Genomic DNA, 20,062 nt, shown 5'->3' with positions numbered 1-20,062 from the left:
TTAAAGATAGACTTTGTATAATTTTAAAGAATTTCTTAAGAGTTTCTATATATCGAGTTTAGTTTTGATTTAATTTACTTTTAATCTATTTGTCGTTTATCTTGATTGATTTTAGTTTTTGCGGTGATATAATTAAAATTAGAAAACTAACAAAAAAGGAGGACTTTCTATGTTTTGCGATTACCACACTCATACAATATTTAGCGATGACTCAGAATATCCAATGGAAGAATGTGTAAAGGACGCTATTTATCTTGGAATTAAAGAAATTTGTTTTACAGACCATGTAGATTATGGAGTTAAATATGATTTAAAAGATTTAAAACCAGAAGAAGTTGAAGGTAAGATTTTAAATGTAGATTTTGAAAAATATTTTGCCGAATTAGATAGGGTTAGGGAGCTATACAAAGACGAGATAAGTATAAAAAATGGGCTTGAATTTGGAATTCAGAAACACACTATTTCAAAATTTGAGAATTTATTTGAAAAATCACCATTAGATTTTGTAATAATGTCCGTACATGAAATAGACGACAAAGAGCTTTGGGATCACTCATTCCAAGATGGTAAAACTGAAGAGGAATATTATAGACTATACTTTGAAAATATATACTATCTTGTTCAAAATTACCATAATTACTCTGTCCTAGGTCATTTAGATTTATTAAAAAGATACGACGAAAAAGACGGTTATAATCCATTTGTAAAGAATAAGGAGATTATAACTAAGATTTTAAAATATATAATTGCTGATGGAAAAGGTATAGAATTAAACACTTCTACAAAAAAATACCACTTAGATGATTTAATGCCTTCAAGAGATATTTTAAAACTATATTTAGAATTAGGCGGAGAAATTTTAACTATTGGCAGCGATTCACATTCTAAAAAAGACCTTTTAAATTCTCATATAGAAGAATTAAAACAGGAACTCAGAGATATAGGTTTTAAGAAATTCTGCACATTTGAAAAAATGAAACCTATATTCCACGAATTATAGAATTGTTAAAAAAAGATGGCATTAACCATCTTTTTCTTTTTGTAATTATATCTTATAATATACAAGTACACTTTTACCAGAGTTGTACATTATACTATAATAATTAAACTAAAAAAGGAGATTTATTATGTTTTGTGATTACCACACCCACACTGTATTTAGCAGTGATTCAATGTATCCAATGGAAGATTGTATAAAGGATGCTATTTCGCTAGGTATTGAGGAAATTTGTTTTACAGATCACGTCGACTACGGGATAAAAGACGATTGGGATGACCTTAGAAATAATAAAGCCACTAAAAAATACTTCAATGTAGATTATGATAAGTATTTTTCTGATTTAGAAACACTTAGAGAAAAGTATAAAAATCAGATAACTATAAAAAATGGATTAGAATTTGGGATACAGAAATACAATATTGAAAAATACAACAAATTATTTAAAAAATATCCACTTGATTTTATAATTCTTTCAGTGCATCAGATTGATGACAAAGAATTTTGGAACCACAGTTATCAAGATGGAAAAATAGAAAAAGAATACTACGAAGATTATTTCAATGAAATATATTATCTAGTTCAAAACTACAGCAACTACTGTGTTCTTGGGCATTTGGATATGATGAAAAGATACGACGAAAAAGACGGTTACAATCCTTTTGTAGAAAATAAAGAGATTATAACTAAAATCTTAAAGCGTGTAATCGCTGACGGAAAAGGAATAGAGCTAAACACTTCTTCTATAAAATACAAACTAGATGACCTAATGCCATCAAGAGATATTTTGAAACTATACCTAGAACTAGGTGGAGAAGTACTAACAATAGGCAGCGACTCTCACTGCAAAAGAGACCTAAAAAACTCACACATAGAAGAACTAAAACAAGAACTAAGAGACATCGGCTTTACAAAATTCTGCACATTTGAAAAAATGAAACCTACATTCCACGAATTATAGACTTTTCTAGTCTAACTTCAAATGCAAAAAATAGCTGACTTCTCTGTTATTACAAACATCAGATGTATTTAACTAAAATAAATGGCGATAATTTTCTATAAAAAAACTCCTTTTGCTTGACATTATTACTGAAATGAACTCGACAATGCGACTTGATCGCCTGGAGAGAAATTCAGTAATGATGGCTAGCTTTTAAAGGAGTTTTTTTTAGAAATTATCGCCATTACTACTTAGTTAAACATATCTAGTTTTAATAACTCTGAGAAATCAGCTATTTTTGCATCATACTTCTCTACTGTATCAAATCCATATTCAGCATATACAAATGGTATTCCAACAAATTCCGCACTTCTCGCATCACCTTTTGTATCACCAACATAAACAGGATTTTTTAAATTATTTCTTTCTATAACTAATTTATTATTTTCACCCTTCTGAAGCCCTGTATTCTCAGCATTTTCAGTGTCCTCAAAGTATTCTTCAAGTCCATTTATTCTTAAAAATGCTTCAATATACCCCTTCTGACAATTACTTACTATAAATAATCTATAATCTTTTGCAAGCTCTTTTATAGTTTCCTTTACATTAGGGAATATTTTCCCACCATTTTTTTCATCTATTTTCTGAGTTTCAACACTTGCACACTCATCCATCATTTTTATTCTAATTTCTTCAGGTATATGCCCTAACATCTGCTCCATCGCTTCATTGTAAGGTAATCCCATATAACTTGCTACCTTTTCACCAGTTAAACTAGCTTCAAATCCATACTTTACAAAAACTTCATTCCATATTTCTGCGACATCATCTCTTGTGTCCCACATTGTCCCATCTAAGTCAAAAATTATAGAGTCTGGTCTGTTCATAATTTCCCTCACTTTTTTAATATTAATTTAGATTTTCAAAATCTACTCTAATTATTATATCATTTTTTTATATTCTTTAATACATTTGTATACCATATAATACATAACGCCCAATATTTCAATATTTTCCCAATTTATTTTTTGTATACTCAATCATACCTTAAGTAATATTTATTTGCATAAAAGTAAAATATATTTGACTTTTTGTATTATATATATTATATTCAAATCAAAGATAGGATAGAAACGAGGTGAGCAAATGCCTAAGAATTTAAAAATAAAATCAGCTAGAGCTGCATTAGATATGACACAAAAGGACTTAGCTGAAAAAGTCGGTGTAACTAGACAAACAATAAGTGCTATAGAAAAAGGAGATTACAACCCTACCATAAATTTATGCATCCAAATTTGCAAAGTGCTCGGAAAAACACTGGACGAATTATTCTGGGATAACGAATAAATTTGGGGTACAATAAATAAAATTTTCAGATTAAAAATTATTTTAAAATCTATACAAGGATAAATAAACACAATATGATTGGAGGAAACTTTTATGAAAAATATATTTAAACGAAACTATTTAGATGAAATGCAAGAGCAAAAACTATTAAAAATAGAAAGTCATGGTGTTTGGATTGCATTCTCATTACTTGTAATATCTATGCTTGTACAAATAGCATACGCAAACTACACTAAAACAGAAGCTCATGTAGCAGGTGAAATGATAACATTTTTCATTTTAGACATATACATACTATTTAGCTGCATAAAAAATGGAATATGGGCAAGATCAATAAAAGCATCTAACAAAACAAACTCAATAGGAGCACTAATAGCAGGTGTAATAGTTGGATTATTAAACGCATTTACATTCCCACACGAAACTGAACAAGCAATAGTTGGTGCTTTCATAATGTCTGCACTATTCACAGGAATACTAACATACATCCTACTACAAATCTGCATGAAAATAACAAACAAAAGAAGAAACAAACTCGACGAAAACGACGACGAAGAATAAAATCATGCTAATAATAAAAAGATAAATTAAAACTTTCAAAGGAATTTTTTCAATAAACCAAATTTCTTCAAAATAAAAAATGGCTCAGAAATTATTATTTTTCAAATTTAAACCAGTTTATAAATGTAAAAAAGAAGAGGGAAATAGCCAAAAACGCGACAATTCTGCAAGCGACACGCAACACATAAATGTGTTACAAAAATGGGCGTGTCGCTGAAGCCTGGAGCACTTTGGCTATTCCCTCTTCTTTTTCTATATTTATACCTCTTTTAAGTTGCGAACAACAATTGCTGAGCCATTTTTTATCTCTACTGTGCACTCATCTCCAAGCATCACATTAGATATTCCTCTAGGCTGAGCATAGTCCATAGTGAAATTATCAAGTGGGTACTCTAAATTATAAAGGCTAATTCCTGCTGCATCCCCTCTAATAGGAATAACAGAAAGAGTATCGCCCTTATTACCCTTAACATTTAAACTACCATTATGAACAAGATAAAGTATCTCATCTTCAGTTATAATTCTCGGAGTCATACCCTTTCTTCTCATATAATCTAATAATTTCACATTTGCCAAAGTGTGGTCAATTCTTCCACCAAGAGCTGCATACAAATCCACTTCCTTAGAGCTAAGCATATCGGCTAATATAATACAAAGCTCTGAATCTGTTTCATTCTTCTTCTCTGGGAATTTCTTAAATTCCACACCCTTCTCTTTGTAGTATTCTACAATTTCTGGATTTACCGAGTCCAAATCACCTATTATATACCCTGGAGTCATACCCATTTTATATACGTGATTTGCACCACCATCCGCACAAATTATATTATCGTAATTCTCAGATTCTATCTTCTTTTTTATATCGTCGTAATCGTAAATAGAACCATTTAAAAATATACAAGTCTTCAAATTTATCTCACTCTGTTTCTAATTTTATTTTTAGATGCTAACTTATTTAATTCTTATAAACAGATACTATTTTGCGCTTTCTCTAAGCTCTCTAACAGCTGCATCTATATCATCTTTACCGAATATAGCAGAACCAGCAACACAAACATCTGCTCCAGCTTCTACTACTTCTTTTATGTTAGATGGTTTAACTCCACCGTCAACTTCTATTTCAACATTTAGACCTCTTTCGTCTATCATTTTTCTAAGTTCTCTTATTTTTTCAGTTACACATGGTATATATGACTGTCCACCAAATCCTGGGTTAACAGACATTAAAAGAACCATATCAACGTCATCAAGAACGTATTTTATAGTATCTAAAGATGTAGCTGGATTTAAAACAACCCCTGCTTTTATACCATGAGATTTTATGTTCTGTATAGTTCTGTGAAGATGAGTACAAGCTTCAACGTGAACTGTTATTATATCACATCCTGCTTTTACGAATTCTTCTATGTAGTTATCTGGATTTTCTATCATAAGATGTGCATCAAATACCATATTTACATCTTTTCTTAAACTTTTAACTATTCCAGGTCCAAGAGTTATATTTGGTACGAAATGTCCGTCCATAACATCTATGTGAAGATACTCACATCCTGCTTTTTCAACTTTCTTTACGTCTTCTAGTAATCTAGCAAAATCTGCTGATAATATTGATGGCGCTAATTTAACCATAACCTAATACCTCCTACTGTTTTTCTGTCTTATTTCGTTTAATAACTGTAGATAACTTTCATATCTCTGTTTTGATATCTCCCCATTTTCTACAGCCTCTTTTACGTCGCAAGCTGGCTCATTTTCATGTACACATTTAGAACCAAATTTGCATTCGTCATATTTATCGAATTCAATGAAATACTCTTTTAATTCCATTTCATCAATTCCATCTAATTCAAGTGAGCTAAATCCTGGAGTATCTGCTACGATTCCTCCACATTCTAATTTTAATAGCTCTGCATGTCTAGTGGTATGTCTACCTCTACCAATTTTTTCACTTACTGTTCCTGTTTTTAACTGGAAGCTTTCATCTATTTGGTTTAATAAACTAGATTTACCAACACCTGAAGGACCAGCAAACACAACAGTATTTCCTTTTAATTCTTCTTTTACTTTGTCTATGTTTATATGTTTTTCGCTGCTAACAGGTATAACCTTGTATCCAGCTTTTTCATATATTTCAACTAGTTCATCTAATGAGCCATCATCTAAATCCATCTTAGTAAATATAATCACTATCTCAAGATTTTCTCTTTCGGCATGGACAATAAATCTATCTAAAAGAGATAAATTAGGTTTTGGATCTTTAACGGCAAACACAATTAGAGCCTTGTCTACATTTGCAATAGGTGGTCTAACAAGCTCAGTTTCTCTCTCTTCAATTGTTTCAACAACACCTTTTTTATTTTCCTCATCTACTATGCTTATCTCAACATTATCGCCTACAAGAGGTGTAATTTTTTGCTTTCTAAAAATTCCTCTCGCCTTACATTCATACAAACCACTTTCTGTATCTACATAGTAAAATCCGCTAAGACCTTTAATTATTTTTCCCTTTAGCATTCAATCGCTCCTTTTTATATAAGTTCTTACTCTTTCTATTTTATCATAATTCTAATTTTTATTCTTTAATTTTTATATACTTAATCAAAGTATTTCAAATTTATCTCGTAAAAAATCTAATTGCATTTAAGCTTTATCAAAGGTTTGGATATTATAATATTTTTAGAATATGATATAATAAGAATTGTTCGAATTTAAGATTTTTGAAAAGAAAGATTATTTAAGATAGAAAGAATCATTATTAATATGAAAAGGGTAATTATTTAATACGAAAAAGGGTGATTGTTTAATATGAAAGAAAAAAATTTGAGGATGACGGCTTTTAAAGCTCTCGGCATAATTGTCGTTGTAAGCTGCCATTTAGATGAAAATTTATTTAATTTAATAGGAATACCGATAACTTCGAGTAGGGAACTTTTCCCAGAATACTCGTACCATATACCATTGTTCATTTTTGCGTCTGGATATTTTTACAAAAGAATATATGAGAGCAATTATCTAACATTGGTTAAAAAGAGATTTAAAAATATAACTAAATACTACAAGGCAAATTTATTCTACTTTTTCCTTACTCTAGTTTTAGTTGGTCTTGGACTTTTAGAAAGAGAAATACATTTTAATCTACACAGCATTTTTATCGAGCCATTTTTAGGAGGATTTCAGTTCTATTTTAATGGCCCTGGATGGTTTGTTCCATTCTTATTCACTGTGCGGATTGTCTTTCCACTTACAAGAAGATTCTTCTCTTTATTTGTAAAATCATTCAAATCTGGAGAAGAAAAGAAGTTACTTGATGAAAGTATATTTACAATATTCCTTTGCGTAGTAGGATTATTTGCAGCACATCTAGCAAATACATATCCAGTAAAAAATCAGGATGTAACACTATTCCACGCAATACTAAGAACTGCGTGGGGGCTTCAATACATGCAGATAGGACTTTTCTTTAAAGAATTTATTGAGGAACATATAAAATACACATTCAAAGGATTTACTGCTATAGTTGCTACAAAAGCTGTATTTTACCGGATATTTGGATACTGCACATTCTCACTTAGAACTGTAAGCTTCAACGGACACACATTTATAAGCTTATTCACTTCTATACTGGGAATACTATATGTTCTGTATCTATCAGAATTCTTGTGCAGACTTGCACTAAGATTTAAAAGAAAATTACCAGAACTAATCAACTTTATAGGAAACAACACTTGGAGTATAATGATACACCACCTACTAATAAAATGGCTCCTAACACAATTTGCAGACACAGGAATACTAGGAAACTCAAGAGAACTATTTGACTACTTCATCTCTCCTGTACTATGCCTAGTACTGCCACTTGTATTCGTATATATATGCAATAAAATAAATGAAAAAAGAACAATAGCATAACCACTCTTTGCTCCAGAGCTTTTTACACCCTTCCTCCTCACAGACGATTAACATATAACTTACTAAAAATAAAAAATTGGCTACTCACAAGAATTTTGTAAGTAGCCAATTTTTTCTTTTCTAAGTAACTTTATATATTAATCGTTAGCATTTAACCAATCTATTAATAGGTTTATGTATTTTTCATTGTCTTCAACGAAGCACATATGACGACAATCTCTGAATAATTCCCATTTTGAATTAGGTATTCTGTCGTACATATATTTAGCTATATATGGAGTACATAAGTCGTTTCCTCCTGATATAACTAATGCTGGTTCTTTTATATCTTTTAACTGTTCTGTAACATCGTAAGTTTTTAATGTTCCAAGAGGAGTAAATTCATTTGGTCCCCAACCAACTACATATGCTTCTGCACCTTTTTTAACTGGTCTAGTTAAGCATTCTGGATCTCCTTCACCATAAGAACCTGCAGCGTGACGTCTCATATATTCAGCTTCAGCTGCCTGATATTCTGGAGAAGAATAATCGTTATTTGTAGTTGCATAGTCTATTGCTTTCTGCATTTCTTCTGGAAGGAATTTTATCATTCTATGCCGTTCCTGTCCCCACATCCAAGATGCTGGTAATGTACTTGAAAGTATTATACTCTTAACACCTTCTGGTTTGTAGTTACAGATGTATTCAAGAAGCTGCATTCCACCCCAAGACTGTCCAAGTATATGTACTTCATCAAGTCCTAAGTGTTTTCTTAAAGCCATTAATTCTTCTATCCAAACTTCTTTTGTCCATAAGTCAGGTCTATTATCTACGTATGATTCCCCACAACCTATCTGGTCGTACATTATTATCTGTCTATTATCCATTTCTGCCATTTTATCTAACACTTCAAAATAGTTGTGTGTAGATCCTGGTCCACCATGAAGTAATATTATAGGAGCTTTTTCTGGATTTGGTTCCCCTACTATACGATAATATGTTTTGTACTCTTTGAAAGGCATGTAACCTTCTACTATTTTCATTTAAATTCACTCCTCACTTGTGATATTTATAATTTCATTAAATAGCCATCAAATTTTTGCCATTTGACTATATTATAACAATAGTATACTAGTTTTACAAGTAATTTTATAATAGTATTTTCCAATATGAACATATTTTTTTAAATAAGAAAACGTTTTTTATAATTAATTGTAATATTTTACAAATTTATATAACCATTCCTCCATTAACTCCTACAACCTGACCTGTTATAAATGACGCTTTGTCTGCTAAATAATATACAGTTTCTGCAACATCTTCTACTTTTCCTAATCTCATTAGAGGCGTTTCCTCTTTTAAATCATTTAAAGCTTCCTCTCCATAATAAGAGCACATATCAGTCATTATCACTCCTGGAGATACAGCATTAACTCTTATGTTAGAAGGTCCTACTTCCTTAGCTAAAGCTTTTGTCATACCTATTATCGCAGCTTTTGATGCTGAATAGTGTACTTCACAAGATCCTCCAGTTTCTCCCCACATAGATGTTATATTTATTATGCTTCCACTTTTTTCCCATATCATATGCTGAAGTGCCTTTCTTGAGCAATTAAACACACTTGTCACATTTACAGACATCATTTTTTCCCATTCTTCATCAGTTATATCTGTAAATAACTTATCCTGGCTTATACCTGCATTATTTACAAGTACATCTAATCTTCCAAACTCTTTTAAACAATAATCTATCATAGCATCTGCTTCAGCACTTTTAGACACATCTGCTTTAAAAATCCTTACATTGCATCCATCTTCAATTAACATTTTTTCTAGCTCTTTTGCCTCTACTTCAGAGCTATTGTAATTTGCTAATACATTATATCCATTTCTTGCAAATTCTATAGCTATTGCTCTTCCAATTCCTCTTGAAGCACCTGTCACTACTACTGTTTTATTCATTTCATTTTCCTCCAAATTATCATAAAAAAAGTATCCCCGATTGAAAGGATACTTTTTTATTTATTTTAAATTATTATTTTCTTATTCTGCAGTTTCTCCACCGCTAGATTCTCCATCTGATGAGCCACCACCAGATTCTCCTCCACCTGATGAACCGCCACCAGATTCTCCTCCACCTGATGAGCCACCACTAGAGTCTCCTCCGCCTGATGAACCACCACTAGAGTCTCCTCCGCCTGATGAACCACCACTAGAGTCTCCTCCACCTGATGAACCACCGCTGTTATGGTCTCCACCACTTGATGAGCCACCATTGTTGCTTGAACCACCGTTATTACTTGAACCACTGTTGTTATTTGTTCCAGCATTATTATTAGCATTTGGATCTTCTGGAGTTGGAACTGTTGGTTTATTTGCTGTATCTTCACCCTTACTTACTACAAGTGATATCTTACCATTTGAAGTACTCTGTCCTAAAACAGTTCCTTCTTTATAAGCAGAACTAAATTCATAAGTTATATTACCAACTGCAAATCCTTTTGCCTGAATCATACCCTGAGCCTGACTTAAAGTCATACCAATTACATTAGGTTCTTCTTTATTGTTATTACCTTTACTTACTACAACTGTAACTGTATCGCCTTCTTTTAATTCAGTACCAGCATCTGGATCCTGAGAAATTATTTCATTTTCAGCTGCCGAATAACTATATTCATATCCAGCTATTTCTAATTTTAATCCCATTTCTTCAAGTGTAGCTTCTGCCTGTGTTACCTGCATACCTTCTACATTAGGAGCCATTAATTCATCTTTTCCGCCACCAAATAAACTTGAACCAAATAGTTTAAAGAATAGACCTACCTGAGCTAAAAGTATTAGAGATAGTATAACTGCAGCTATTTTTAATCTCTTCTTAGTCTTAGGAGTTTCTTCTTTTATTACTTTTTTCTTTTTCTTTCTTTTTCTCTTTGGAACGTAATCTTCTTCTTCCTCTTCATCATATAAATCGTCATCGTACTCGTCATCATCGTCGTAATAACCAGCATCATCACCATCTATATCTGCTATAGCTGCTGGAGCTATTCTAGGTTTTCCAACTGTATTTAGATTTCTTTCGTCTATATGTCTTGTTGCAAAATCATCATATTCTTTTATGAAATCTAAATCTATATTTTTTTCTATGTATTCTATATCTTCTATAAGTTCCTCAGCAGTCTGATATCTATCAGCGCTATTTTTTTCAGTAAGCTTTTTGATTATAGTTCTTACACTCTGAGGTATTCTTATCTTTTCTTCTTCTGTAAATTCTATATCATCATTTATGTGCTGAAGAGCTATAGATACCGGAGTATCTCCTCTGAAAGGTAGTTTACCAGTAAGCATTTCATAAAGCACTATACCTAATGAATATAAATCGGCATTATTAGTAACAAATTTACCTTTTGCTTGTTCTGGAGAGAAGTAATGTACAGAACCTATAACACCACCTATATTAGTCATAGTAGAGTTAGAAACAGCTTTAGCTATACCAAAATCTGCAACCTTAGCTATACTTCTACCTTCATTTGATATAAGTATGTTGTGAGGTTTTATATCTCTATGTATTATTCCCCTTTTGTGAGCACAACCAAGAGCCATAGCTATCTGTTTAGTTATGTCTAATGCTGTATACTCATCAAGAGTACCCTCTTCCTGTATTATTTCTTTTAAGTTTTTACCGTTTACATATTCCATTACTATGTAATGAACTTTACCGTCTTCTCCAACGTCGTAAACATTAACTATATTTGGATGCGAAAGACTTGCAACCGCTTCAGCCTCTCTTTTAAATTTCTTTAAGAATTCCTGATCATCAACAAACTCAGGTCTTAAAACTTTAACAGCAACTACTCTATTAAGCAATTTATCCTTTGCTTCATAAACATAGGCCATTCCACCTTCGCCAATTTTCTTTTCTATCTTATATCTATTTCCTAAAATTGTATCTCCCACGTTATATCACCGTCCCAACTAAACTCTAACTAGTATTACGGAAACATTGTCGTTTCCAGCATTATTGGCTGTATCAATTAATTCATCGCTAATATCTTCAAATTCATCATTTTCTTTAATTATCTCTTCTATTTTTGAATCGATAATGCAACCTGTAAGACCATCTGTTGCTAAAAGTATTATATCACTTTTTTCGATATTTTGTTTAAATATATCAACTATGACAAAAGGATCTGGACCTATTGCTCTAGTTATAATACTTCTATTTGGATGAGTTAAAGCTTCTTCTTCTGTAATCTCATTGCTTTCAACTAATTCCTCAACATAAGAATGATCTCTTGTTATTCTTCTTAAACCATTTTCTTCATTGTAGACATATCCTCTACTATCGCCGACATTAGCTATATACAAATAATTTTTGTATAATATAGCAGTTGTCAATGTTGTTCCCATTCCTGAAAAACTTTCATCTTCTGAAGCTTTTTCAAAAATTAGGCTATTCACATTATTATACGCTTGTTTTAGTATATCGTCTATATATTCTATCTTAATTTTGCTAGTTTGAAGTAAGTTTTCTTTTAGAAAAAGGATAATATTTTCGGCTGCCATCTTGCTGGCTACCTCTCCTTTTTTATAGCCTCCCATACCGTCAGCTATAGCAAACAAGCCAATTTCCTCATTTTCTACTTCAACAATCTCACACTTACAATAATCCTCATTATTTTTTCTAACCAATCCCACATCAGAGGCAAAATAAAATTCCATAAAATCCCTCCTTTTCAGATTACTTGTGTTTTCTTCTTAACTGTCCACAAGCTCCACTTATATCAGAACCCATAGAAATTCTGACAGTCGCTGGAATATTTCTTTCTTCAAGATAATCTCTGAATTTATATATAAATGCCTTATCCGGTTTTTTGAAATCCCTCTCATCAACTTCATTTATAGGTATTAAATTTACATGGCAAAGCATTCCTTTTAATAGAGATGCTAAAGCTTCTGCTTCTTTCTTACCATCATTTACACCCTTTATTAAAGAATATTCAAATGTAACCCTTCTATTAGTCTTTTTAATATAGTATCTACAAGCATCTAAAATTTCCTTGATACTGTATTTATTAGCTACAGGCATTATTTCTTTTCTCTTCTCATCATAAGGAGAATGAAGAGAAATTGCAAGGTTTATAGGAATTTCTAAATCTGCTAGCTCGTAAATCTTAGGAACTATACCACATGTAGATAACGTTATATGTCTATACCCTATATTTAATCCATTTTCATCATTTACGATTTTTAAGAACTGTTTTGTATTATCGTAGTTGTCTAGTGGCTCACCACTTCCCATAAGAACCAGATTAGATACTCTCTTTCCAGTATCTTCCTGAATCTTCATTATCTGGTCTAGTATTTCCCATGGCTCAAGGTTTCTCACCAACCCATCCATAGTAGATGCACAGAATCTACATCCCATTCTACAACCTACCTGGTTAGAAACACAAACAGTAACTCTGCTATCGTAGTCCATCATAACTGTTTCTATTATATTTCCATCATTTAGTAAAAATAGATATTTTTTAGTTTTCCCATCTTTTGATTCAAGTTTTAACTCAATATCTATATTACCTATATATGAAACCTCTTCAAGCTTTTCTCTAAGAGATTTTGGAATATTTTTCATATCATCGAAAGTTTTAGCACCTTTGTAAATCCAAGAATAAACCTGAGTTCCTCTAAATGCCTTTTCTCCGATTTCTTTCATAAATTCTTTCATCTCAGCTTCTGTAAAATTTTTCAAAGCCTTTTTATTTTCCATAATATTACCTCATTTATTATTTAACTCTTTTCATTTTTGCTATAAAGAATCCATCCATTCCATGAACATTTGGATATATTTTTATATAACCTTTTTCCTGCTCCTCTGGATCTACATTTATTCCTTCTATTGGAACTAATTCGTAGTTTGGATTTTCTTTTAAGAACTTCTCAACAACTTCTATATTTTCACAGTCCTGAACTGTACAAGTTGAATATACTAAAGTTCCATTTATTTTAACATATTTAGATGCATTTTCAAGTATTTTACTTTGAATTTTCGGTAAATCTACCAATTCTTCTTTAGCTTTATATTTTATTTCTGGTTTTCTTCTTATTATTCCAAGTCCAGAACAAGGCACATCTGTTAATACACAATCAAATTTTTCTATACTATTTTCATCTAAATTAGCTGCATCAAATTCTTCAGCTTCTATATTTGTTATACCTAGTCTTTTCGCAGCTGCCTTTATTACTTTAATCTTGTGCTCAAAAACATCTCTTGATACTATCTTTCCTGTGTTTTTCATAAGCTCAGCCATGTGAGTACTCTTTCCACCTGGTGCACTGCACATATCTAATACCATATCGCCTTCCTTAGGAGCTACGACCTTAGCCACAAGCATAGAACTTATATCCTGAACAGTAAATAGTCCCTCTTTATATAATCTAGAGCTTTCTATTCCTTTAAAGTTCTCAACCATTATAGCCTCTTCTGGTAACATAGCCTTACTTGCCTTAATTCCCTCTTTTTCAAATTCTTTTAAAAGAGAATTTCTATCTATCTTTAAAGTATTTGTTCTAACATATAAATCTGGTCTTTCGTTTAAAGCCTCAAGAAGCTCCTCTGCAAACTCTATACCAAAGTTTTTAACCCAATCTTCTACTATCCACTGCTGATATGAATACTTAACAGCTAATCTTCTGATTGGATCCTCTATATCTATGTATTTTATAGTTCTCTTCTGTCTTATCTCATTTCTTAAAATAGCATTTACAAATCCCTTAGACTTTCCATCGTATTTACTAGCCAGCTTAACTGTCTCATTAACAGCTGCATGGTCTTCAATCTTGTCTAAAAATAAAATCTGATATGTACCCATTCTAAGAATTATCTTAACAAAACTAGACATCTTCTTAACTTTTATCTTTGATAATTTATTTATTATAAAATCTAAGTATTTTCTATTTTCTATAACTCCATAAACAAGCTCTGTCGCAAGCCCTTTATCTTTATCACTTATCTTTTCATTCTTAAAAATTTTATTAATTGCCATATTAGAGTAATTTTTCTCTATCTCAATATCGCAAAGAATCTTAAATGCCGCCTCTCTTGCGTTCATATTATTAACCTCTCTATCTTTATGCAACAAACTTGCATAGTAATCTAATATTAATTATACACCAAATGATAGAATTCTGTCACTCAAAAAAGAAGATGATATAGCCAACGCACTCCAGGCTTCGACGACACACCCTTTTATATAACACATTTAAAAGTTGCGTGTCGTCTGTAGATTGTCGTAGCTTTTGGCTATATACATCTTCTTTATGAGATAAAAATTTCCACCATTTGGTGTATAAATTAATTTTATCAACTCAAACTGATTTCCATACAAAAAAGCAATATTTATTAGATTGCTAATTTCCTAAACTTTTATTTTTTCATTATTTTTCGTCTAATATTTCTATTTTTACTATACTAATCATAATCTCAAGCTCCCCACACCTATTTCTATCTTTTTATCTTTAGGCTCGGCTGGCACTTATATTTTGTTAGCAGTTCTTTTTGTCTTGAATAATTATTTGAAATGAACTCGACAATCTGGAAATGCCCCGCAACAGATTTAAGGTTTTATATAATTTTGCGGGGCATTGAAGCCTGGAGAGGAATTCAAATAATTATTCAAGGCATAAAAAATACTGCCACAGAACACCTTTAAAAGGTGTTCTTGTGACAGTACCTTTAACTGACACCTAACGGTCGTCAGTTTTTTTGTATTCAAATTTAGCTCCACAATTAGGACAAATTAATTCTGGCATATTTTTTTCATTTAGCGAAGCTATCGCTCCCAATGAAAAGAATGCATCTTGTCTTAGTTCTTCTAATATAAATTCTGGTACTCCTTTTTCAAATCCACAAGACTTACATTCATAATTGTATAACTTTTGTCCTTTACTCATTTCTTCTAATTCTTTTAGCATACTATTTCTCCTAATAATTTTAATTACACTAATTATACACTATTATTTATATTTGAGTATAGCAAAGCTAGCCTATTTAATAGACTTTTAAAATAATTCTTTTTGTGTTGTTGTATTCAAAGAAATTTCTTTTTCTATAATTTCTTCGTAGATTATTCTTTTATAATTTGATTTATCTAGTACATTATATATTAATCCATATTTATAATGCCATATTTCCCATAGAATCATGTCTTTTCCACACTTTTTACAAATATAAGGATTTACTCCAAATGATTCTATCAATCTATCTTTAAAATTTTTCTTTACTGTATTCTTCTTTTTTATCAGCTTAGATATATTTCTGTGTCTCATAAAATTATATAATTTCAATATTTCTATGCTTAATTTATTTTTTACTCTTGAATATAGACCGTATCTTCTTGCAACTCTAAAACCCTTCGGGTGAATATGTTGGGTTATTTTACCTATAAATTCTAATACATTTACAGTTATTTCTCTTTTTCCCTTAGGTTTTTTGTTTTCATACCAGTAAGTTACATTTTTCCCATCGTAATTAATTATTCTATACTCAGCGATAGCTGGTCTAGCCAAATATCTACCTATATATTGAGTTGCCTGTTTTATATTAGTTAAACGTCTTTCTGCATTTACATAGAATTCTTTCTTATATAACTTATTTATCAAATTTCTAGTTTTTCTATCTCTAAAGTTGTTTTTTATTATATCTAGTACCAACTTTCGCCATACTTTTTTCATATATGTATACGGTATGAAATCTAATTTTTTAAACCACTTATTATTTCTATCTATTCCACCTTCGGTGTATAAGGCATGTATGTGAGGATTCCATTTTAAATCTCCACCAAAAGTGTGTACTACAGCAATTACCCCTAATTCATAATCTCCATTTGTTTTCTTTTTATGAAAACTATCTAATACCTTATATGTAGCATCTTGTAAATCTTTTAAAAGCTCTCGCTTTCTGTAGAAATAGACTCTTAACTCCTCTGGAATTGTGAAAACTGCATGTCTATGAGAAACATCAAGAATATTTTCTACCTGTTTTTCTGCCCATTCCATAGAATATTTTCTTCCACACTTTGTGCAAAACTTACTTTTACAAGTGAACCCTTGAATATACTCCTCTCCACAGTCTATACATTTATGTTTTATATATCCTTTTTCTATATTTCCACAATTTAAAGCCTTTATTACAGTATTTTCTATCTGATCCCTCATTTCTCTTCTAACTTTATTCCAATATTTTAGTTTGAATTCTTCAAAGTGATTTTTTAATATTTTCTTAATGATTTTTTCATCTTTTTGTTTTTTCAATACATTCATATTACTATTGTACATAAGTTTTCCACAGTTTTAAATTATTATAATTTCCTTAGGAATAAAAAAAGACTGCCACAAAATATTGTGACAGCCAGTCTATTTAGTCATCTCTATTGTTTGCTATTAGTAATAGTCTTGCAAGTTGTAGTATTGCAGTTAATGCCGCAGCAACATAAGTCATAGCAGCTGCAGATAATACTTTTCTACTATCTCTTGCTTCTCCACTATCCACAATACCTAAATCCTGTAACTGAACTAATGCTCTACTAGAAGCATTAAACTCTACCGGAAGAGTTATTAACTGGAAAATTACTGTTGCAGAGAACATTAATATCCCAATCTGTAGCATAGTATTATTTCCAGAGAAGAATAAACCTACAAATATAAGTATCCAAGATAAACTAGAAGCAAAGTTTACAACCGGAACTATTGCCCCTCTTATTTCTAGAGGCTTATATCCATAAGCATGCTGTAGTGCATGACCACATTCATGTGCCGCAACAGCAACAGAAGTTATAGATGTACCATAGTACACTTCTTCTGATAATCTAAGTACTTTTCTTCTTGGATCGTAATGGTCAGTTAAAGTCCCTCTTATCGGAACTATTCTAACATCTCTTATTCCGTTAGCTGCTAAAATTCTCTCCGCAGTCTGCTGTCCATTATATCCGCTACGAGATTTTATTCTAAAAAATCTATTTGTAGTTGATGATACTTTAAACTGTGCGTACATTGTAAATAGTATCGCAGGTATTAAAATCATCATTGTTGGGTCATAAAACATACCCATTCCATAATATGGCATCATTTTAAAATCACCGTCCTATTTTCCTTTAAAAAACGATACAGCTTCTCTTACCATTTCCATATTTACCCTAGTGTCAAAACAAGGTCCATTAGGCCTTTCATTATATACACCAAGTACTGGAATTCCCTTGACATCTATTATCCCCTCAGTTAAATCTCTCTCGCAAGCAACTGCAATTACAGCTTTTGGTCTATTTTCTATTATAACCTTTCTAGCCAAAGTTCCACCTGTTGCTATAAATACATGCACATCTTCATCATCTCCCAATTTTGCAAGATCTGCTATATTACAAAGTCCACATCTCGCACAATTTTCTATTGTAGATGTAACTCTAAATTTACATGTATGCTGCTGTAGACAATGAGGTAATAATACTAGTATATCCTTACCCTTAAAAGAATATTTTCCAGTTCTAACATAGCTATTATTTAATTTAATAAAAACTCTTCTAATCCCACTCTTAGACATCCCCGCTAATTCTGAAATAACTACAATTATAGGATATAATAATTTTACAATTCTATAATTGATTTTCATTAAGCTTGGACTAACTTTTTTATCGTCTAAAACTTTTTTAGTTATAATTGCAGAGAATAATAATATTGCTGCAATTATCGAAATTAAAATTATACTTATATATATTATTAAAGTTGGTGTTCCAGCTACTAAAAAATCACCTATCAAAGTTATTGCAAGTAGCACAGAAAATAAAATAGCTATACTTATTGAATATTTCTTCATATCTGACATGATATCACCTATGAAAGAACGGCTCCAGTTTCTACACTGTTACCTTTTATATATTCTGATACAGGCATTCTCTTTTTATTTGGCATCTGCATTTCTTTTATTAAAATTACGCCATCTCCTGTACTTACTTTTATCCCCATTTTATCTGTACCTAGTATAGTACCAGGCTCTTTATTGCTAGTTTCGTTTAATACTTCTGTTTTCCAGATTTTCATCTTTCCTTCATTGTATATAGCATAAGCACTTGGCCAAGGATTAACTCCTCTAACTAGATTGTGTATTTCTCTTGAAGTCTTGCTAAAATCTACATGACCTAATTCTTTATCCATTGTAGGTGCATAAGTAAATTCTGCATGATTCTGCTGAATTCTTGGAGCTTTTCCTTCTGCTATTAAATCAACAGTTTCTTTTAACACTTCTGCTCCTTCAACCATCATTATGTCGTGAAGTTCACCGGCAGTTATCTGATCATCTAACTTAAATTCTCTTGTTAGTATCATATCTCCTGTATCTAGTCCTTCATCCATATACATTGTAGTAACACCAGTTTTTTCTTCACCGTTTATTATTACCCAGTTTATTGGCGCTGCTCCTCTGTATTTTGGAAGTAATGAAACATGTACGTTTACACATCCAAATTTTGGTACTTCTAGTATTTCTTTTGGAAGTATCTGTCCAAATGCTACAACTACTATTAAATCTGGATTTATTTCTTTTATAGTCTGAACAAACTCTTCATCTCTTGCTCTAACTGGCTGATACACTGGTATATCGTGCTCAACAGCTAATTCTTTTACTGGTGGCATTGCCAGTTTTTTACCTCTGCCCTTTGGTTTATCAGGCTGAGTAACTACAGCTAGTATATCATGCTTTTCATCTATTAATTTCTGTAAGCATGGAACAGCTATATCTGGAGTCCCCATAAATACAACTTTCATCTACATTCATCCTACTTTCTCGTTTACTGTTTTCTAATCTATTAATTATTTTTCTATTCTATCAACGAATAATATTCCGTCTAAATGGTCTAACTCGTGGCAGAAAGCTCTAGCAAGTAATTCTTCACCTGCTAATTCAAATTCTTTACCATGTCTATCCTGAGCTTTTACTTTTACAAAGTATGGTCTAGTAACAGGTTCATTTATATTATCTACACTTAAACATCCTTCTATATCTGTCTGTTCTCCAGCAGTTTCTATTATTTCTGGATTTATTAATTCTATAAGCCCTTCACCGATATCTATAACAACCGCTCTTTTTAACATACCAACCTGAGGTGCTGCAAGACCTACACCATCTGCTTCGTACATAGTATCAGCCATATCATCTAATAACTGTCCTAATTTTTCATCGAATTTTGTAACCGGTTTACATTTTTTTCTTAATACTGGTTCACCCATTTTTGTAACTCTTCTTAAAGCCATTTTTCTTCCTCCTAATAGCAGTCTTTTACTGC

Annotated in this window: 21 protein-coding genes; 5 read left to right on the top strand and 16 right to left on the bottom strand. The window is 31.4% G+C overall.

What is annotated here, in order from left to right:
- The first annotated feature begins 169 nt into the window (after window positions 1-169).
- Window positions 170-1,000, top strand: a complete 831-nt coding sequence (locus tag KGNDJEFE_RS04405) for a histidinol-phosphatase HisJ family protein (protein ID WP_040410407.1) — start codon at window positions 170-172, stop codon at window positions 998-1,000.
- A gap of 127 nt (window positions 1,001-1,127) precedes the next feature.
- Window positions 1,128-1,958, top strand: a complete 831-nt coding sequence (locus tag KGNDJEFE_RS04400) for a histidinol-phosphatase HisJ family protein (protein WP_040410406.1) — start codon at window positions 1,128-1,130, stop codon at window positions 1,956-1,958.
- Window positions 1,959-2,188: 230 nt separating this feature from the next.
- Here KGNDJEFE_RS04400 and KGNDJEFE_RS04395 read toward each other — a convergent pair whose 3' ends face one another.
- Entirely contained in the window at window positions 2,189-2,824 is a 636-nt protein-coding gene (locus KGNDJEFE_RS04395) for an HAD family hydrolase (RefSeq protein ID WP_006440024.1), read from the bottom strand.
- 259 nt (window positions 2,825-3,083) lie between these two features.
- Here KGNDJEFE_RS04395 and KGNDJEFE_RS04390 point away from each other — a divergent pair, with 259 nt between their 5' ends.
- A complete protein-coding gene (locus tag KGNDJEFE_RS04390) occupies window positions 3,084-3,284 on the top strand; it encodes a helix-turn-helix transcriptional regulator (protein ID WP_006440023.1) in 201 nt (66 codons plus the stop codon).
- A gap of 93 nt (window positions 3,285-3,377) precedes the next feature.
- Window positions 3,378-3,845, top strand: coding sequence for a DUF6773 family protein (locus tag KGNDJEFE_RS04385; RefSeq protein ID WP_006440022.1), 468 nt, complete (start codon window positions 3,378-3,380; stop codon window positions 3,843-3,845).
- 258 nt (window positions 3,846-4,103) lie between these two features.
- Here the strand turns inward: KGNDJEFE_RS04385 and KGNDJEFE_RS04380 are convergent, their stop codons facing one another.
- The 3 genes from KGNDJEFE_RS04380 to rsgA all read right to left on the bottom strand — a co-directional run bounded on the left by KGNDJEFE_RS04380 (window position 4,104) and on the right by rsgA (window position 6,359).
- On the bottom strand, window positions 4,104-4,754 hold the full coding sequence (locus KGNDJEFE_RS04380) for a thiamine diphosphokinase (protein WP_006440020.1): 651 nt from the start codon (window positions 4,752-4,754) through the stop codon (window positions 4,104-4,106).
- Between the two features lie 66 nt (window positions 4,755-4,820).
- Complete coding sequence (gene rpe / locus KGNDJEFE_RS04375; protein WP_006440019.1) at window positions 4,821-5,474, bottom strand: ribulose-phosphate 3-epimerase; 654 nt, start codon at window positions 5,472-5,474, stop codon at window positions 4,821-4,823.
- A gap of 3 nt (window positions 5,475-5,477) precedes the next feature.
- Window positions 5,478-6,359: a ribosome small subunit-dependent GTPase A gene (gene rsgA, locus KGNDJEFE_RS04370; protein WP_006440018.1), complete on the bottom strand. Its 882-nt coding sequence runs from the start codon at window positions 6,357-6,359 to the stop codon at window positions 5,478-5,480.
- Between the two features lie 291 nt (window positions 6,360-6,650).
- Between rsgA and KGNDJEFE_RS04365 the strand changes: the two genes are divergently transcribed.
- The gene (locus tag KGNDJEFE_RS04365; RefSeq protein WP_006440017.1) at window positions 6,651-7,754 is read left to right on the top strand and encodes an acyltransferase family protein; all 1,104 of its coding nucleotides are present in this window, start codon (window positions 6,651-6,653) and stop codon (window positions 7,752-7,754) included.
- A 137-nt stretch (window positions 7,755-7,891) separates the two neighbouring features.
- Here KGNDJEFE_RS04365 and pepI read toward each other — a convergent pair whose 3' ends face one another.
- The 12 genes from pepI to def all read right to left on the bottom strand — a co-directional run bounded on the left by pepI (window position 7,892) and on the right by def (window position 20,030).
- A complete protein-coding gene (pepI, locus tag KGNDJEFE_RS04360; RefSeq protein ID WP_006440016.1) occupies window positions 7,892-8,776 on the bottom strand; it encodes a proline iminopeptidase in 885 nt (294 codons plus the stop codon).
- A gap of 187 nt (window positions 8,777-8,963) precedes the next feature.
- Window positions 8,964-9,695, bottom strand: coding sequence for an elongation factor P 5-aminopentanone reductase (gene ymfI / locus KGNDJEFE_RS04355; protein ID WP_040410405.1), 732 nt, complete (start codon window positions 9,693-9,695; stop codon window positions 8,964-8,966).
- An 81-nt stretch (window positions 9,696-9,776) separates the two neighbouring features.
- The gene (gene pknB, locus KGNDJEFE_RS04350; RefSeq protein ID WP_006440014.1) at window positions 9,777-11,687 is read right to left on the bottom strand and encodes a Stk1 family PASTA domain-containing Ser/Thr kinase; all 1,911 of its coding nucleotides are present in this window, start codon (window positions 11,685-11,687) and stop codon (window positions 9,777-9,779) included.
- Between the two features lie 18 nt (window positions 11,688-11,705).
- Complete coding sequence (locus KGNDJEFE_RS04345) at window positions 11,706-12,452, bottom strand: Stp1/IreP family PP2C-type Ser/Thr phosphatase (RefSeq protein ID WP_006440013.1); 747 nt, start codon at window positions 12,450-12,452, stop codon at window positions 11,706-11,708.
- A gap of 19 nt (window positions 12,453-12,471) precedes the next feature.
- Entirely contained in the window at window positions 12,472-13,500 is a 1,029-nt protein-coding gene (gene rlmN / locus KGNDJEFE_RS04340) for a dual-specificity RNA methyltransferase RlmN (RefSeq protein WP_006440012.1), read from the bottom strand.
- A 16-nt stretch (window positions 13,501-13,516) separates the two neighbouring features.
- A complete protein-coding gene (gene rsmB / locus KGNDJEFE_RS04335) occupies window positions 13,517-14,842 on the bottom strand; it encodes a 16S rRNA (cytosine(967)-C(5))-methyltransferase RsmB (RefSeq protein ID WP_006440011.1) in 1,326 nt (441 codons plus the stop codon).
- A gap of 634 nt (window positions 14,843-15,476) precedes the next feature.
- Window positions 15,477-15,704 carry a hypothetical protein gene (locus KGNDJEFE_RS04330; RefSeq protein WP_118549764.1) on the bottom strand — a complete coding sequence of 76 codons (228 nt, stop codon included), beginning with the start codon at window positions 15,702-15,704 and terminating at the stop codon, window positions 15,477-15,479.
- Between the two features lie 87 nt (window positions 15,705-15,791).
- Window positions 15,792-17,051 carry an IS91 family transposase gene (locus tag KGNDJEFE_RS04325; RefSeq protein ID WP_170239656.1) on the bottom strand — a complete coding sequence of 420 codons (1,260 nt, stop codon included), beginning with the start codon at window positions 17,049-17,051 and terminating at the stop codon, window positions 15,792-15,794.
- 97 nt (window positions 17,052-17,148) lie between these two features.
- Window positions 17,149-17,856, bottom strand: a complete 708-nt coding sequence (locus tag KGNDJEFE_RS04320) for a zinc metallopeptidase (protein ID WP_006440010.1) — start codon at window positions 17,854-17,856, stop codon at window positions 17,149-17,151.
- Between the two features lie 15 nt (window positions 17,857-17,871).
- Window positions 17,872-18,606 carry a DUF116 domain-containing protein gene (locus KGNDJEFE_RS04315; protein ID WP_006440009.1) on the bottom strand — a complete coding sequence of 245 codons (735 nt, stop codon included), beginning with the start codon at window positions 18,604-18,606 and terminating at the stop codon, window positions 17,872-17,874.
- A gap of 8 nt (window positions 18,607-18,614) precedes the next feature.
- Window positions 18,615-19,544, bottom strand: a complete 930-nt coding sequence (gene fmt / locus KGNDJEFE_RS04310) for a methionyl-tRNA formyltransferase (RefSeq protein WP_006440008.1) — start codon at window positions 19,542-19,544, stop codon at window positions 18,615-18,617.
- Between the two features lie 45 nt (window positions 19,545-19,589).
- On the bottom strand, window positions 19,590-20,030 hold the full coding sequence (def, locus tag KGNDJEFE_RS04305; RefSeq protein WP_006440007.1) for a peptide deformylase: 441 nt from the start codon (window positions 20,028-20,030) through the stop codon (window positions 19,590-19,592).
- Between the last annotated feature and the right edge of the window lie 32 nt (window positions 20,031-20,062).

This window comes from Peptacetobacter hiranonis (assembly GCF_008151785.1).
GTDB classification, from domain to species: domain Bacteria; phylum Bacillota; class Clostridia; order Peptostreptococcales; family Peptostreptococcaceae; genus Peptacetobacter; species Peptacetobacter hiranonis.
Note: the sequence above shows the minus strand (reverse complement) of the source record. Positions and strands in the feature narration are given on the sequence as shown.